We start from the raw sequence: 17,521 nt of genomic DNA on the forward strand, positions 1-17,521 counted from the left end.
ATAATAAAAAAAGCCTTGAGATTTATCAAGGCTTTTTTTATTTAATCTAACGCTGCTTTATAAACTTTTAAACAGCGTTCTCTGGCTTCTTTATGGTCAACCATTGGAGATGAATAGGTTAGTTCCTGATGTTCAGGAACCCATTTTTTAATATACTTCAAATCAGAATCAAACTTCTTAATTTGCGTGGTAGGATTAAAAATTCTAAAATAAGGAGCAGCATCAACACCACAACCAGCAACCCATTGCCAGTTTCCAATATTGCTAGCCATTTCATAATCGTGTAGTTTTTCTGCAAAATAGGCTTCGCCCCAACGCCAATCTATAAGTAAATGTTTGCATAAAAAGCTTCCTACTAGCATACGTACTCTATTATGCATAAACCCGGTTTTATTGAGCTGTCTCATTCCGGCATCAACCAGCGGATATCCTGTTTTTCCTTCGCACCACAGTTTAAATTCTTTTTCATTATTTCGCCATTCAATACGATCATATTTAGGTTTAAAACTTTGCGTTACTGTTTCTGGAAAATGCCATAATATTTGCATAAAGAATTCTCTCCAAATGAGTTCTTGCCAAAACACTTCATTTTTTTCAGTAATAGCTTTTTTAACTATCTGTCTAACGCTTACGGTTCCAAAACGTAAATGCGGACCTAGCTTTGAAGTTGCATCTATGGCAGGGAAATTACGCTTGTCTTCATAGTCTTGTATTAATTTTGAAGTTACTTGATACGGCGCTATTTTTTGTGATGATTTTTCAAAGCCTAAATCTTTAAGGCTTAATTGAGACGATGGTGTGCTTTTTACAGTATTATTTAATAATGATTTAGATTGAAATGTTTCAAGCGAAATACTTTTGAATTTTTGCTTCCATGATTTCATGTATGGTGTGTAAACTAGATAAGGTTTGCCATCGCTTTTTGTGACATCGTTTTTTTCAAAAACAACCTGATCTTTATATGTTTTGAAATCGATATTATTATCCTTTAAAAAGGACGCAATGTTTGTATCTCTTTTTTTTGCATAAGGTTCATAGTCGTGATTGGTATAAACTGTTTTAACGTTGTAGTTTTTTACAATATGTTTAAAGGCGTTTATAGGTGTGTCATGATATATTACTATGTGACTACTGTAAGTGTTTTGTAGCGTATTGTTTAAATCCTGAAGCGTATCATATATAAAATTTACACGTGCATCATTTTTAGGTAATGATTCTAAAATTGTTTTATCAAAAATAAAAATTGGTAAAACAGGATTTTCGCTTTGTAATGCTTGGAAAAGTGCGTGATTGTCGTCTAATCTTAAGTCGCGTCTAAACCAAAAAATATTTATAGGGTTTGCCATACTATTTGTATTCACCAAAAAGTTCTATGAGTTTGTTTTGTCTGTAATTAAAAATTTCTTCTAGTTTAGGTTTTACAATAACCGGATGAACGAGTTGCCCTAAAACGCCAAAAGGAAGTTTGTAGTGAATGATATCTTCCATTTCAATACCATTTTCAATAGGTTTTATAAAATGTTTATGATGCCATAAATTATAAGGCCCAAAGCGTTGCTCATCTACAAAATAAGCATTGTCTTTAACATGCGTTATTTCTGTAACCCATTTTGTTTTTATACCTAAAACAGGTGTCACAATATATTCTATAATTTGTCCAGGGTACATAGACTTGTCGTCACCAGATAAAATGTCAAATCTCATATAGTCTGGCGTAATGACTTTTAAGTTTTTTGGATCAGATAAAAAACTCCAAGCTTCATCTATGGATATAGGAATTTTTTGAGTTTTATGTAACTTGTATAATTTCATTAGTTTTTAATAAGAATGTAAGCGTTTAATGATGTTGCAATACAAAGCCAAATGATATAAGGAAGTAGTAAATACCTTATCTTTTTTAAATTATAAACTTGGTATTTTACAAACAAGAAAATAATAACAAAAGTGAGCGCTATAATTATTATAAGACCTAACAAAACTAAATGTTTGTTGAAAAAAACATAATTCCATATAACATTAAGTACTACTTGTAAAGCGTAAGTAAACCTAACAGAAACAGTATTGTAGTCTTTAAATAAAAAAGCCAAATACACAGAAAAGCAAACCATAATTGTACTCCATGCGACTCCAAATAGCCATCCTGGCGGAGTCCATGGTGCTTTGTTTAAGTTTAGATACCAATCAGAGGTTGGGCCATTATTCATGAGCCAACTTCCTAAAGCTAAGCTTCCAAGGTTTATGATTAAGAATACTATTAATAGTTTGCTAAACTTCATTAGTTTAAATGGTTTGTTATTTTGCTGCTTAATGGTTTTGTTATAGAGTAAAAGTAGTCAACTAAATGACCATTTTCATCAACTAAATATTTTTGAAAATTCCATTTTACACTAGAATTTTTGTGCCCGTTTAAATCTTTTTTTGTAAGCCATTTATAAAGATCATGTTGATTGTCGCCTTTAACATCAATTTTTTCAGTCATTAAAAAAGTAACGCCATAATTAGCTTGACAAAATGATTGAATATCTTTTGCTGTACCAGGTTCTTGTCCTCCAAACTGATTACAAGGAGATCCAATAACAACTAATTTATCTTTGTAAGTGTCAGATAGCTCTTGTAAGTCTTTGTATTGTGGAGTAAAACCACATTCTGAAGCAGTATTTACAAAAAGTATCTTTTTTCCTTTGTAATTGGCTAGATTAATTTTTTCCCCCGAAAGACTATTTATTGAAATATCATAAATAGATGTTTTAGGTTCTTGGGCATTTGCGAAAATTGAAAACATAAAAATGAGTAATGATGTTAGCTTAATATTCATAGTTCTTTTTTATTTAAAGATAATAACCATTTATTAGTTTTTATAATAATTAGATATATCTTAACAGGTTTGTTGTATTGTTTTATTAGCAGTTTTTTTGTAAGATTAATTTAAGCTTTTGTTAACATAAGTAAAACATACTAATATTTAATTTTATAACTTGTAATACAATAATGTAAAATAATAAAAAAACTATGAAAAAACTTATACTTTTCACACTAGCTACTGTTGCCTCTTTTACAATAAGCGCACAAGTAGCAACGCCACAGGCTAGCCCTGCAAGTAAATTAGAGCAAAAGGTAGGACTTACTGATGTAACTTTAGAATATTCACGCCCTAGTGTAAAGGGACGTCAAATTTTTGGAGGCCTTGAATCTTATGATAAAATTTGGAGAACAGGAGCAAACAAAAATACAATAATCACTTTTAGTGATGATGTAACTGTTGCAGGAACTGATATTAAAGCTGGTGCTTATGCCATTTTTACAAAACCAGGAAAGAAAACTTGGGATGTATATTTTTACACGGATACAGAAAACTGGGGAGCTCCAAAAGAGTGGGATGATAGTAAAGTAGCAGCAAAAGCTACTGTTGAAGCTTTTGAAGTGCCATTTAATGTAGAGACTTTTACAATTGATATTAATCAAATAACAAACTCTAGCGCAGCTATTGAAATTATTTGGGAAAAAACATACATAGCGATTCCGTTTGAAGTGCCTACAGATAAAAAAGTATTAGCATCAATCAATGACGCTTTAAATGGTACACCAACAGCACAAGATTATTATAAGTCTGCAGAATATTATTTAGAAGAAGATAAAGATATCAAGCAAGCAAAAGAATGGATTGATAAATCAATTTCAATGACAGAAAAGCCAGCTTTCTGGCAATTAAGAAAGCAATCTTTAATTTATGCTAAAGCAGGTGATAAAAAAGGCGCTATAGAATTAGCAAAAAAATCTATGGCAGCAGCTAAAGAAGCAGGTAACGCACAATATGTTAAGTTTAATGAAGACTCTCTAAAAGAATGGGGAGCAATGTAATTACCATATAGTTACAAGCAAAAAAGCGGCACTAAACAGTGGCGCTTTTTTTGTTTAATAGCTTAACCCAATTTTGTGCCTTACCGTATCTAATGTTTGAATTAGTGTTTTACTAAAATTAAAAGACATTATATCGCTTTCAGTTTTATTATCACGTATTAATTGGTTAAAGTGGGTTGTTTCAAAATTATATCCAATAGTCGTGTAGTCAAAATCTATAGTTTCTTCTTTGCCGTTATTTGGAACTAGTGTAACTGTTGTGGGTTCATGAAACCTAGAGTTTAAAGTAATGGTTCCGTGTTCACAATAAAAAATAGCTTGAGTAGCAGTTTCCTCAAGTAGTGTGCTTTTTAAATACGCCTTAATGTTATTGTTATATGTAAAAGTGATATCACAAGTAGCATCAGCTCCATTGTCAAAAAATGTGGCATTTGCATCTATGCTTTTAGGGTTTCCTAATGTTGATAAAGCAGCAAAAATAGGGTAAATGCCAATATCTAAAAGACTTCCGCCTCCAAGTTCTTTTTTTAGTACGCGCGATGACATATCCATTTTTGGTTTAAAGCCAAAATCAGCTTCAACTTTTAAGACGTCACCATATAATTTATCTTTTAAAGCTTTTATAGCATAATGATAATGAGGTAAAAAATAGGTCCATAACGCTTCCATGAGTAAGGTGTTGTTGTCTATTGCAGTCGTAATCATTTCATCAACCTCTTGACTATTCATAGCAAATGGTTTTTCACACAAAACAGCTTTTTTGTTGTTTAAACATAAAATGGTGTGCGCTTTGTGAAAACTATGAGGTGTTGCTATGTATACAGCATCAATTTTAGGATCTTTAGCTAAATCTTCATAACGCGTATAGGTAACTTTGGCATTATATTTTTTAGAGAATGTGTTGGCTTTTTCTTCACTTCTAGAGGCAACAGCATGTAATTCACAATTAGGAACAGCTTGTAAATCTGTGGCAAATTTATTAGCTATTTTTCCAAGTCCAATAATTCCCCAGTGTATTGTTTTAGGTTGTTGAGACATTGTTTCTTTGTGTTGTTTGAATTATCAATGCAATAGCTATTACCAAGGCACACCCAAATAAATTTAGCCACAGGTAAGGCATCCAATCATACCACCAACCTATAATAACAATTAATTGTGTGATTAAAGCAGCTATAAATACGGCATTAGCTTTTACAAATTTGAAGAAAAATGCAAGTAGAAATATACCTAATACGTTTCCATAAAAAATGGAGCCTATGATATTAACTAGCTGAATTAAATTATCGGCTAAATAAGCAACACATGCTATTATTATTGCTAATATTCCCCAACCAAACGTAAACCATTTGGTCGCCTTTACGTAATGCTCATCACTTTTATCTGGTGCATAGTTTCGTTTATACAAGTCTAACGAGGTTGTAGAAGCTAGCGCATTTAGTTCACTTGCGGTACTAGACATTGCTGCGCTTAAAATTACAGCAAGTAGCAAACCAATTAAACCTCTTGGTAAATTGTTTAAAATAAAATGAATAAACACATAATCTTTATCATTGGTTTCTACACTAACCAATTTTTCTTGCGCGGCTTTTTGTATTAAAACTTTAGCCTCTTCGCGTATTTCTGTATCAGCTTCATTGGCTAATTGAATATACTTTTCATAGGTGTCATCATTAGACAATACATAGGTGTTTATAATTTGTTGTTTGTCTTTGAAAACAGCTGTTTGTTCTGTTTTTAATTTTTCATAATCATTAGCATATGATGAGTTTTCTATAGCTTTTTCTGCAGCAGGATTAAAGTTGATAGGTGATGCATTAAATTGATAAAATACAAAAACCATAACACCAACTAACAGTATAAAAAACTGCATAGGTACTTTTAAAAGACCGTTAAATATAAGTCCCATTTGCATTTCTTTGACTGATTTTCCAGAAAGGTAGCGTTGCACCTGACTTTGATCGGTTCCAAAGTAGGAAAGCGCTAAAAATGTTCCTCCAATTAATCCGCTCCAAAGCGTGTAGCGATTTTCTAAATCGAATGAAAAATCAAGAATATCCATTTTGCCACTTGCTCCGGCAATATCTAATGCTTTAGAAAATGTGATATTTTCAGGCAGGTAACTTATTATTAAAAAGAAAGCCACAAACATTCCAGTAAAAATAACAGCCATTTGGTGTTTTTGTGTCATGCTAACGGCTTTAGTACCACCAGAAACGGTATAAATAATAACTAAAATTCCAATAATGATATTCAAGTAAGTTAAATTCCAACCTAATACAGCCGATAAAATAATAGCTGGAGCATAAATAGTTATTCCGGCAGCTAGTCCTCGTTGAATAAGAAACAAAATAGCTGTTAGGCTTCGTGTTTTTAAATCAAACCTGTTTTCAAGAAATTCATAAGCTGTATATACTTTTAGTCGGTGATAAAGCGGAATAAATACCATACATATAATTATCATTGCCAAAGGCACACCAAAGTAAAATTGAACAAATCCCATTCCTGAATGAAACGCTTGGCCTGGCGTAGATAAAAATGTAATAGCACTTGCTTGTGTAGCCATTACTGATAAACCAATGGTCCACCATTTTGAAGAATTGCCACCACGAACATAGTCTTGCACATTTTTACTTCCTCGAGTTTTCCATGTGCCGTAACCAACAATGGTTAAAAGTGTTCCTGCTAATACTAACCAATCTAATGTTTGCATGACTTAAAACGATTTCATGATTAAATAAAATAAAGCGATATAAACCAAGTTAGCTATCAATACAAGTGAATATAATTTTAGCCAAGGTTGTTTAGGGGATTTATTGTCAGACATATTAATCGTTTAAAGGTTGCGTTGTTTTTCCTATAGAAAGCATGTTTGCGAATAGACGATATGCACCAGAAACACCTGCAGGAAATTCTCTAAAGAAACTTAATCCTGTGTAAATGTAATATCCATCACCATATTGAGCGATTAATAAACTTCCTTTTTTAGCAGATTCACCTTTGTCATGCATAGATAGAATAGGAGTAAAGGCTTTGTCCCATTTATGAGGAAAATAAAGACCGCGCTCTTGTGTCCAACCTTCAAAATCTGTTTCTGTTATTTTATTAGGATAGTTTAAAACAGGATGTTTAGGGTTTAAAAATTTCACATCAGCAAACTCATCTGTAACACGATCTCGAGAAAGTTCTAAATCGTAAGGCGCTAATTGTTTTGTTTTTAAACGGTGACTTGTGTTGTATTGTACAACCATTGTACCACCTTTCTTTATGTAATCAAATAAAATTTGTTGTTTAAATTTTAATGTTTCAACAGTATTATAAGCTCTAATGCCAACAACAATCGCATCAAAATGGCTTAATGTTTCAGATGAAATATTTTCTGGCGCAATGGTAGTTACATTGTAGCCAATTTGCTGTAAACTTTCAGGAACAACATCTCCAGCACCTTCTATGTAACCAATGTTTTGTCCCATTTTTTTTATGTCTAGTCTTACTATTTTGCTTTCGCTTGGTAAAAGCACTGTTTGAAACGGAATATGATCATAATCTATATCAATAAGCTCTTTTGTGTAAGATTTTCCATTAACCGTTACAATGGGACTGATAAGGCCTTCGTTCTGGTTTTTTGGAGGTGTTACTGTAAATATTACAGTTTGAGTTTCTCCTTTATTAGCAATATGAATGTCTTGATTTTTAGGAGAAATATTCCATTCGTTAGGATAAGCTAATGTAACAGTTCCTTGTAAGTTATCGCGTCCAGCTTTTACAACAACAGGAATGTCTTTTGAATTGTTGTTTTCAAAAATGATAACTTTCTCGGTAATTTTTGCTGATGCTTCTGGAATAATCTCAAATGGTTTGTAAACTTCGCCTTTTACAGGATCATTGGTTTTGTAAACAATGGGCTTTGTAAAGCTTATAGGTGTATTTTCTATAATTAAATCAAAAGTGACATTAAAAATTCTTGGAGTTTCAGGTTTTCCAATTAACGCAGGGTTTTCTACGCGATACATCCCTAATGACCCTTTTTCGGTAAGCCAATAAGGTGTAGTAACGTTTTGTGAGTTGCTTATTTTTAAGGTCTCTTGAAATGTTAAATTGGTATTGTTACCTAAAGTCATATTTTTTGAAACTGCTACAATACCAGTGTTGTATTGTTTTAAAGTCATATTAATTGGACTTCTATTTATAGCTTCAATATTCAGATTGATGGTTTCTCCAGGTGTGGCATGATTTGTTTCAGCAACAGCTTCTAGGTAAAGTCCGGAGCAAGCGGCTATAATATTTTTTATTTCTTTAGATTTTAAAGTCTTCCAATGGTTGTCTTCTAGACTTTGTATAAGCTTATAGGCTTTCATCAATTCAGGAATTGACGCAGAAGGATTTGTGAAATCAAAATTTTCTTCCACTTGATATAAAATATCACCAATAGCTTGTCCGCCTTTTACACGACTCCAAGTTGTGTTTATGCCATCAAAAATATTTGTTTTATCAGCAGGCATATCTCCTTTTAGTAATTCTACATATTCTTGTTGTGTGCCACGAGTTCCTGTGTTACCAAAACCTTGAGATTTATGCTGACTTCTACTTAATGAGGCAATTTCTGTGTTGCTTAAACCTATAGTAGGGTAGTAAGTGCCTATATCAAAAGCTAGTAAATTACTTTTATCAGCTTTATCAAATTTTTCTTGACTACCGTAAAACCACCATGACGTATTAAAAAATAGACGTTTTGGTTGCCAAACAGAAGTTGTTTGTAATTGTTCTGGAAATTTTGATGAGTCATTTGTGATATCAAAAGCCTCTACGCTCAACATGGCAGATGTTGTGTGATGTCCATGTGTTGTTCCAGGGCTTCTATGATCAAAACGGTTTATGATAATGTCTGGCTTAAACTGACGAATGGCTAAAACAACATCACTTAAAACTTGGTCTTTGTTCCATATAGCAAGCGTTTCGTCAGGATGTTTTGAATATCCAAAATCGTTAGCGCGTGTAAAACGTTGTTCGCCACCATCTATCGCTCTAGCTGTTAGTAATTCTTGGGTTCTGATAACCCCTAAAAGTTCACGAATTTCAGGGCCAATTAAATTTTGACCACCATCTCCACGTGTTAAAGAAAGATAGGCAGTTCTTGCATGAACATTGTTTGCCATATACGAAATAAGGCGTGTGTTTTCATCATCAGGATGTGCCGCTAGATATAAAACAGAGCCTAAAAAGTTAAGCTTTTTTATGTCTTGATGAATTTCTGATGCTGTTGGTTTTTGAGGTTGTTGGGCGTTTATAAAATGTAAAGAAAAACTAGTAAAGAATAGAGCTAGTAGTAGTTTATGCATGGCTGTTTTTTTTTGAAGCTATAAATATAAAAAGAAAACCAGCGAAAGGGCTGGTTTTAATGTTTCTTTAACTTTGGGTTTATAACCACTTTTTCTTTCTAAAGTAGTATAGCATTCCTAGGAAAATCAAAATCATAATACCCCAAACCATGTAGTAGGCATTTTTGAAATGCAGTTCAGGCATGTGATCAAAGTTCATCCCATAAATACCAGCAATGAATGTAAGCGGTATAAATATAGTAGCGATTATGGTTAATACTTTCATAACTTCATTCATACGATTACTTATGGTAGTCATATACATATCCATTAAACTCCAAATCATTTCGCGGTATATATCTATGGAGTCAGATAATTGAATGATGTGATCATATACATCTCTATAAAACTGAATGTTTTTTTTATGAATAAGGTTATGTTCGCTTTTTTCTATGCGATTTATTATTTCACGTAAAGGAAAAATAGCGCGTCTTACTTTTAATAGTTCTTTCTTTAATCGTAATACTTGATGACTTATAGATTCATCTACTTCACCGCTAAAAAGAATGTCTTCAAGGTCTTCAATTTTATTACCTAAAGTTTCACCAACAATATAGTAATGATCTACAATAGCATCTATTAATGCGTATAGTAAGTAATCTGATCCAGAGGTTCTAATGCGACCTTTTCCTTCTCTTATACGTTCTCTGACATTTTCAAAAACATCACCTTCAGCTTCTTGAAATGAAAGTACAGAGTTTTCACATAATACAAAGCTTACTTGTTCTATAATGACGTTTTCATCAGTGTCATAATGTAACATTTTTAGTGAAAGAAAAATGTAATCATCATATTCGTCAATTTTAGGACGCTGCGAAGTGTTTACAATATCCTCAAGAATTAAAGGATGCAAATCATAGTGAGTTCCTATTTTTTCAATGTCATCAATATGGTTTAAACCATTAAGGTTAATCCATGTTATAGTATCAGAAGACTTAAATTTAAACGCTTCTTCTACATCTTTTAGCTCTAGTTCGTTATAGCTATCAGGATTAAAATCAAAAGACTCAATGAATAGTTTTTGAGATGTTTTTTCTCCTGTGTAAACCAGTGTGCCAGGAGCTTTTCCTATATGCTTTTTGTACTTTGCTGTTCTTTTTTTTGCCATGAATTGTAACGAATAGTCTTATAAAGATAAGTAATATTTATATAGCATCATGGCCATCATCTATAGCGTCTTTTTCAATAAGAGTTACAGGTTTTTGTAGAATTAGGTTGTTAGGGTAAGTTACTAAATCGCCGTTATCTAGGCGTAAGTGTAATTGAAATGCTCTAATATCTTCAATAATAGCTTCAACAGGGAAATCTTTATCATGAATTTGTACTTTGTCACCCACTTTATAAGGGAAGCTAAAAAACATAATAATTCCCGAAGTAATATTGCTTAATATAGACCATATAGCGAATAACGCTATTCCTATTACAGCAAAAACTGAAGAGAATACTAAAGTGAGATCTTTCATTTCGGTTCCAAAAATAACCGCAACAACCAAAAGACCAATGAGTACAAGTGTTACGCTTGCATAACGAATTATAAGGTGAATTCTAGCATCGTTAATGCCGCTTTTTCGTCCTATTTTTTTTATGGCCAACGCTGCTATAAATCTTATAATATACAGTATAGCAAACAGTATAATAGATTGAACAAGTTCTGTTTTGTAAGTTTCTACAAACATGGGAAAAATCTTATTAATGTCTAACAAAGATACTATAGAAAATGAAAGAAAAATATTATTCTACAAAACTATTTAGCGTTTCATAAACAAGATGGGTTGGTAGGCCAACAACATTAAAATAGGAGCCTTCAATTTTTGTTATTCCTATTTGACCTATCCATTCTTGAATGCCGTAAGCACCAGCTTTATCAAAAGGTTTACAGGTGTTTATGTAATAGTTTATTTCGCTATCAGTAAGTGTTTTAAATGTGACTTTGGTAATAGCGTTAACAGTTTTTTGAAGTGTTTTAGTCGTAAAACAAACCGATGTGATGACTTCGTGTGTTTTATTGCTCATAGATTTTATCATCTCAAAAGCATCTGTTTGGTCTTTAGGTTTTCCTAAAGCTTTGTTGTCATGCCATACTATGGTATCACTTGTAATTAAAATATCACTATCTGTAAGCTCTTCTTTAAAAGGTAAAGCTTTAAGTTGTGCTAAATAGTCGCTTATCTCAAAATGATGTAATCTATCAGGATATTCCTCTTTTGTGTTTTTTAAACGAATTTCAAAATCCAGTCCTAAATCCTTAAAAAATTGTTGCCTTCTGGGAGAACCAGAGGCAAGTATTAGGTTGTGATTCTGTAATTTGTTGTTTAGCATTAGCTTAAAAGTACATATTTATATAATAATAAAGAAAGCATTCCTAATAACATTACTATTTTAAGTATGCTGCTAATATGATGAAAATCTTTTTTATTTTTTGCAGTAAATAACTTGATTGTAACATACAGTAATGGAGCGATAACAAACATTAAAAAATAAGCCACAACCAATTGTTGTTTATACAAAAAAGTAACCACATAATAAGAAACAGCTACCAATGGTATTAAGGATAATATGGCCGCTATTTTTGAGGCTCTATCTCTGCCCATAGCAATAGGAAGTGTATTCATTCCAGCTTTATGATCACCATCAATATCTTCAATATCTTTTACAATTTCACGAAGTAAATTTATTATGAATGCAAAAATGGCATAATCTAAAAGTATTTTAAAAAATGTAAGTTGCGTGTTTTGGTTTGCGCTAGACAATACAGGTAATAGCTCAAATAAACCAACAATAAGAATACTTATAGCGACTAATGCTGAAATTACAACATTGCCAACAAGTAACATTTGTTTTAAATATGACGCATAGATATATAGCAATGCCGAAATAATAACAAATATTGCAAAAAAGCCATTTTTACCGACTAGGTTTGACAAGTAAAAACCAAGTACGACTCCTATAACATTAAAGGCTATAAATAGGTTGTAAGCAGTTTTCTCTGAAATAGATTTACCTACAATAACACTTTTAGGTTTGTTTACCATATCAGTTTCAACATCATAAACATCATTGATAATATTACCTGCTGCTGCAATACAGATGGTTGCAATTACTAATAATGAAAAACCAAAAAGGTTTAATGTAATGGTGACTCCAAATGGTTCAAAAAGGGCGTATTTAATTAAAAACTGCACCAATGCAATCATTAAGAGATTTTTCCAGCGAATAAGGTTAAGAAAATTCAACGGTTGTAGTTTGTTAGTTGTTGTATAAGTTTATTTAATCGTATTTCGCACTAAAATTTCCATCCCATTTGCCTTGTACTTTGAGCACTTGCTCTATAACGTCTCTAACAGCGCCTTTTCCACCATTTTTATGAGACACATATTTAGAAATACTTTTTATTTCAGGAACAGCATCTTGTGGGCAACAAGGTAACCCTACCAACTTCATAACAGGGACATCAGGAATATCATCACCCATGTATAAAACGTTTTCTAGTTTTATGTTGTTGTTTTTTAAATAGTCGTTAAGTTGGTCTATTTTATTATGCGCACCAAGATAAACATCTTTAACTCCAAGACCTTCAAGTCTAGCGCGAACACCTTCATTAGATCCGCCAGAAATTATGCACATATTAAACCCTGTATTAAGAGCTGTTTTCATAGCAAATCCATCTTTGGTATGCATGGTTCTGTACATTTCTCCAGATGTTGTAAGTTGAATTGTGCCGTCTGTTAAAACACCATCAACATCAAAAATGAAGGTTGTAATATGTTCTAAATATTCTTTGTAGCTTTTATCTTCCATGTGTTTTTTTTATTGATTCGGTTAGCAGTTTATAAATGGCTTTATGTTGTTCGTTTTCTAAAGACTTTAAATGTTTTTTTATGGTTTTCTTGTCATTACGCATCGCAGGACCAGTTTGAGCCATATATGGTGACATGTGCTGCACTTTGTTTGCAGTTTCTAGAATTAACGGTTTTAAAATATCAAAATTAATATTTTGTATGTCACTAATTTCGTGAGCAATTCGGTATAGTTGATTTGTGAAATTATTTACAAACACAGCCGATAGATGTAATGTTTGCCTTTGTTCAGTGCTAATTTTATACCACTGGCTTCCTATTGCATTAGCAAGATTTTTTAATAACTCTAAATCTTGTTTATCAATTGTTTCAATGCAAAAAGGTACATTAGAAAAATCAACAGAAGCAGTTTTAGAAAATGTTTGTAACGGGTAAAAAACACCACGACGCAATGTTTTATCTAAATCATAAACACTCACACTACCAGAAGTATGAACAACAAGTTGATTTTTGTTTGTAAGAGATTGAGATAATTTTGATATAGCATCATCACTTACAGCAATTATATAAATATCTGCTTCTTCTAGTAGCGAAATATTATCTATGGTAGAAACCTCATTTTTGTAGGTTGATATTTTTGAAATATCTCTGTTATACCATTGGTTTACAGAAATGTTTTCTGATTTTTGAAATGCTTTAAAAAGGTGAGTGGCTACATTACCAGCGCCAAGAATATTTACTGAAATCATAGCGCTAAAATAAGTAAGTATTGTATGATATAAAAGCAACAAGGCTTATCTTTGTAAACATGATGACTAAAACCGATATAGATACTAGAGCAGATGTTTATAAATTAGTTTCAACTTTTTATGAAAAAGTTAGAAAAGATGATGTTTTAGGGCCTTTTTTTAATCGCGTAATTACAGATTGGGATTCGCACATAGAGCATCTAACAACTTTTTGGGAAACAAGCTTGTTTATGACTCGAAAACTAGAAAAAAAGTATCAAGGCAATCCGCTAGAAGTGCATGTTAAGGTTGATAAAGAAAATAATAATACCATAAGCGAGTTGCATTTTGGTATATGGCTCAATTTGTGGTTACAAACAATAGATGAACTTTTTGTTGGAGATGTTGCTGAAAATGCTAAACGTCGTGCCAGAAAAATGGGAACGTTTTTGTATTTAAATATTTTTCAAGCTAGGCAAACTACACCAAAAAGTTAAGTACATTTTAACATACGGAAGTGAACTAAATACCTTAAATTTGCACGACCCAATTTTAGAGTCTCATCATTATGCAAAATAAACTCGCCAAAATTCTATTTTCAACTCGATTAACAGCTGTTTTATTTATTGTCTTTGCAGCAGCTATGGCAACAGGAACATTCCTAGATGCCGGAGAAAACACATCACCAACACCACTTACTAGAACGCTTATATATAATGCTTGGTGGTTTGAGGCTATTATGGTTTTGTTTGTCATAAATTTTATAGGAAATATTTTTAGATACCGCTTGCATAAATTTGAAAAGTGGCCGTCGCTAATTCTACATTTAGCATTTATACTAATACTGTTAGGAGCAGGAATTACAAGATATATAGGTTTTGAGGGTATGATGGCAATTCGTGAAGGCGAAACTGAAAGTGCTATGCTATCTCATAAAACATACATAACAACATATATTGATGGTGATTATGAAATTGACGGAGTCCCGCAAAGATTACCTTTAGAATGGGAAGTAGATTTTTCTCCAAGATTAAACAATAGCTTTAGTAAAACTGTTACTTACAATAATCAACCAGTAACTATTGAGCTTGAGAAGTTTATTGCAGGTGCAGAAAAAGATATTGTTCCAGATGAAAGCGGAGAAGAATACCTTAAACTGGTTGAAGCAGGAAATACAGGAGCTCACAATCACTTTTTAAAAGTAGGTCAGGTGCAAAGCATTCATAACGTTTTGTTTTCATTAAACAAACAAGTTGATGGCGCGATAAATATTACTTACAAAGATGATGAGTTAACAATAGATTCTCCGTTTGAAGGCGAATACATGACTATGGCAACTGGTCAAACAGGTCAATTACTAAAAGATAGCATTCAGCCGTTAAAACTTCGATCTCGATATATTATAGGAAATATGCAGGTTGTATTCCCAAAACCTGTGGTGAAAGGTGTTTTTGATATTGTAAAAAAACCACAGATTTTAAAGGGAGATGAAATGGGAGCGGTTTTTAAAGTCACCACAGGCGGCGAAACAAAGCGTATAAAAGTTTTAGGAGGTCAAGGTTATGGAAACCCTTTTGAACAAGAGCATGTGGGCGGATTGGATATTGCAATAAAATATGGTTCTAAAGTTATAGAACTACCTTTTAGTATAAAGCTAAATGATTTTATAGCAGATAAATATCCAGGAACAGAAAGCAGTTATTCTTCATTTGAAAGTAAAGTAACTGTTCTAGATGCTCAAGAAGGAGATTTTGATTATCATATTTACATGAATCATATTTTAGACCATAGAGGTTATCGTTTTTTTCAATCAGGTTTTGATCCAGATGAAAAAGGAACAAAACTTTCTGTTAATCATGATTTTTGGGGAACCTGGATTACGTATATAGGCTACTTTTTATTATATGCAGGCATGTTAGCTATTTTATTTGTTAAAGGCTCTCGCTTTGGAGACTTAAGACGTATGCTTGATAAAGTAAAGGCAAAGAAAGCCAAGATGACAACAATAATACTTTTATGTATTGGGTTACAAGGGTTCTCTCAAGGACATGCTCCAAACGATGGACATGATCATAGCGTTAAGCCTTCAAAAGCTCAAATAGACTCTATTTTAGCAGCCAATATTACTCCTAAAACACATGCAGATAAGTTTGGACGTTTAGTTATACAAGATATTGGTGGTCGTATGATGCCTGTAAATACCTTTGCTTCTGAAATGCTTAGGAAGTTAACCAAGCATGATACTTATGAAGATTTTGATGCTAATCAAGTATTTTTATCTATACAAGAAAGTCCTTTGTTATGGTATAACGCTCCAATCATTTACTTAAAGTATAAAAAAGATGATTCTATAAGAAGTATAATAGGTGTTCCAAAAGAACAAGATTATGCGTCTTTAGTTGACTTTTTTACCGATCGAGGTGATTATAAATTAGCGCCTTATCTTGAAGATGCTTATAAAGCTCAAGTGCCTAATGCATTTCAAAAGGAATTTAAGGAAACAGACCAGCGTGTTAACTTACTTTACAACACTATTGAGGGTTATGCGTTGCGTATTTTTCCAATTCCAGATAATGATAATAATAAATGGATAGCTCCTATTGAATACAAAAGGGAAAATTACAAAGAACAGATTAATGATTCGTTGTATGGAAACTTTGTTAGTAACGGATTTAGTGCGTATTTATTTACATTAAATCAAGCAAAAAAATCAGGAGATTTTTCTAAAGCAGATGAACTTTTAGAGTCATTTAGAAAAACACAGCATAAGTATGGTAGTAGTGTTATGCTATCTGATAAAAAAGTTGATACTGAAATTTTATATAACAAATACGATATCTTCAAGAGGCTATTTAGTTGGTACATGTATGCTTCATCATTGCTTTTTATTTTACTGATTATTCAGATATTTAAAGATAAGAGTAGGCCTATCAACATTACAGTAAACGCTTTTAAAATTATTATAGTAATTCTTTTTGTGTTGCACACATTAGGGCTTATAGCACGTTGGTATATTTCAGGTCATGCACCATGGAGTGATGCTTATGAATCTATGATTTATGTGGCTTGGGCTACTATGTTTTTCGGATTGATATTTGGTAGAAAAAGTGATTTAACACTTGCAGCCACAGCCTTTGTAACATCTATGCTATTAATGGTTGCACACTGGAGTTGGATGGATCCTGCTATTGCAAACCTGCAGCCAGTATTAGATAGTTACTGGTTAATGATTCACGTAGCAGTAATCGTGGCTAGTTATGGACCTTTTACTCTAGGTATGGTTTTAGGTTTGACAACTTTGTTTTTAATGATTTTTACAAATAAAGACAACAAACAAAAAATGCTTGTTAATATTAACGAGTTAACCATAATTAATGAAATGGCTCTAACCGTAGGTTTGGTTATGCTTACCATAGGAAACTTTTTAGGTGGTATGTGGGCTAACGAAAGTTGGGGACGTTATTGGGGCTGGGACCCAAAAGAAACATGGGCTTTAATTAGTATTATGATTTATGCTTTTGTAATTCACATGAGATTAGTTCCTGGTTTAAGAGGTAAATTCGCGTATAATTTAGCATCTGTAATCGCTATAGCAAGTATTATTTTTACATATTTTGGAGTAAACTTTTATTTATCAGGGTTGCATTCATATCAATCAGGACAGCAAATAGCTAGTTTTAACATCATAGGTATTGCTGTAGCAATTATTACTATTATTGCGTTTTTTGCCTATAAAAAATACATTAAGTTTTATAAGAAGTAG

The 17,521-nt window shown here is 32.3% G+C and carries 16 protein-coding genes; 3 read left to right on the forward strand and 13 right to left on the reverse strand.

The window, feature by feature from the left end; translation table 11 throughout:
• Nucleotides 1-41: 41 nt before the first annotated feature.
• The 4 genes from ABD690_RS10025 to ABD690_RS10040 are packed head-to-tail and all read right to left on the reverse strand — an operon-like array spanning nt 42 to nt 2,782.
• A complete protein-coding gene (locus tag ABD690_RS10025; RefSeq protein WP_344730026.1) occupies nt 42-1,346 on the reverse strand; it encodes a cryptochrome/photolyase family protein in 1,305 nt (434 codons plus the stop codon).
• 1 nt (nt 1,347) lies between these two features.
• Entirely contained in the window at nt 1,348-1,812 is a 465-nt protein-coding gene (locus tag ABD690_RS10030) for an SRPBCC family protein (protein WP_344730028.1), read from the reverse strand.
• Nucleotides 1,812-2,276, reverse strand: coding sequence for a TspO/MBR family protein (locus ABD690_RS10035; protein ID WP_344730030.1), 465 nt, complete (start codon nt 2,274-2,276; stop codon nt 1,812-1,814). Before ABD690_RS10035 ends, ABD690_RS10030 begins: the two co-directional genes overlap by 1 nt.
• A complete protein-coding gene (locus tag ABD690_RS10040) occupies nt 2,276-2,782 on the reverse strand; it encodes a glutathione peroxidase (RefSeq protein ID WP_344730273.1) in 507 nt (168 codons plus the stop codon). Before ABD690_RS10040 ends, ABD690_RS10035 begins: the two co-directional genes overlap by 1 nt.
• 227 nt (nt 2,783-3,009) lie before the next feature.
• Here ABD690_RS10040 and ABD690_RS10045 point away from each other — a divergent pair, with 227 nt between their 5' ends.
• Complete coding sequence (locus ABD690_RS10045) at nt 3,010-3,858, forward strand: DUF2911 domain-containing protein (RefSeq protein WP_344730032.1); 849 nt, start codon at nt 3,010-3,012, stop codon at nt 3,856-3,858.
• A gap of 54 nt (nt 3,859-3,912) precedes the next feature.
• Here the strand turns inward: ABD690_RS10045 and ABD690_RS10050 are convergent, their stop codons facing one another.
• From ABD690_RS10050 to ABD690_RS10090, 9 genes are all read right to left on the reverse strand, one after another.
• Nucleotides 3,913-4,896 carry a Gfo/Idh/MocA family protein gene (locus ABD690_RS10050; protein WP_344730034.1) on the reverse strand — a complete coding sequence of 328 codons (984 nt, stop codon included), beginning with the start codon at nt 4,894-4,896 and terminating at the stop codon, nt 3,913-3,915.
• Nucleotides 4,880-6,568: a sodium:solute symporter family protein gene (locus ABD690_RS10055; protein ID WP_344730036.1), complete on the reverse strand. Its 1,689-nt coding sequence runs from the start codon at nt 6,566-6,568 to the stop codon at nt 4,880-4,882. The genes ABD690_RS10050 and ABD690_RS10055 overlap by 17 nt, the downstream gene beginning before the upstream one ends.
• A gap of 115 nt (nt 6,569-6,683) precedes the next feature.
• Nucleotides 6,684-9,194: a PIG-L family deacetylase gene (locus ABD690_RS10060; RefSeq protein ID WP_344730038.1), complete on the reverse strand. Its 2,511-nt coding sequence runs from the start codon at nt 9,192-9,194 to the stop codon at nt 6,684-6,686.
• Between the two features lie 79 nt (nt 9,195-9,273).
• A complete protein-coding gene (gene corA, locus ABD690_RS10065; RefSeq protein WP_344730041.1) occupies nt 9,274-10,341 on the reverse strand; it encodes a magnesium/cobalt transporter CorA in 1,068 nt (355 codons plus the stop codon).
• A gap of 37 nt (nt 10,342-10,378) precedes the next feature.
• Entirely contained in the window at nt 10,379-10,909 is a 531-nt protein-coding gene (locus ABD690_RS10070; RefSeq protein WP_344730043.1) for a mechanosensitive ion channel domain-containing protein, read from the reverse strand.
• A gap of 55 nt (nt 10,910-10,964) precedes the next feature.
• Nucleotides 10,965-11,552 carry a Maf-like protein gene (locus ABD690_RS10075; RefSeq protein WP_344730045.1) on the reverse strand — a complete coding sequence of 196 codons (588 nt, stop codon included), beginning with the start codon at nt 11,550-11,552 and terminating at the stop codon, nt 10,965-10,967.
• Nucleotides 11,552-12,466: a geranylgeranylglycerol-phosphate geranylgeranyltransferase gene (locus tag ABD690_RS10080; RefSeq protein WP_344730047.1), complete on the reverse strand. Its 915-nt coding sequence runs from the start codon at nt 12,464-12,466 to the stop codon at nt 11,552-11,554. Before ABD690_RS10080 ends, ABD690_RS10075 begins: the two co-directional genes overlap by 1 nt.
• 34 nt (nt 12,467-12,500) lie before the next feature.
• Entirely contained in the window at nt 12,501-13,031 is a 531-nt protein-coding gene (locus ABD690_RS10085; protein WP_344730049.1) for a KdsC family phosphatase, read from the reverse strand.
• A complete protein-coding gene (locus tag ABD690_RS10090) occupies nt 13,021-13,779 on the reverse strand; it encodes a Rossmann-like and DUF2520 domain-containing protein (RefSeq protein WP_344730051.1) in 759 nt (252 codons plus the stop codon). Before ABD690_RS10090 ends, ABD690_RS10085 begins: the two co-directional genes overlap by 11 nt.
• 62 nt (nt 13,780-13,841) lie before the next feature.
• Here ABD690_RS10090 and ABD690_RS10095 point away from each other — a divergent pair, with 62 nt between their 5' ends.
• Together ABD690_RS10095 and ABD690_RS10100 are read left to right on the forward strand one after the other, a co-directional pair.
• Nucleotides 13,842-14,255 carry a group III truncated hemoglobin gene (locus tag ABD690_RS10095; protein ID WP_344730053.1) on the forward strand — a complete coding sequence of 138 codons (414 nt, stop codon included), beginning with the start codon at nt 13,842-13,844 and terminating at the stop codon, nt 14,253-14,255.
• A gap of 71 nt (nt 14,256-14,326) precedes the next feature.
• Nucleotides 14,327-17,521 (forward strand): cytochrome c biogenesis protein CcsA, encoded by a 3,195-nt coding sequence (locus ABD690_RS10100; protein ID WP_344730055.1) that lies wholly within the window; start codon nt 14,327-14,329, stop codon nt 17,519-17,521.

This window comes from Corallibacter vietnamensis (assembly GCF_039537875.1).
Lineage (GTDB): Bacteria > Bacteroidota > Bacteroidia > Flavobacteriales > Flavobacteriaceae > Corallibacter > Corallibacter vietnamensis.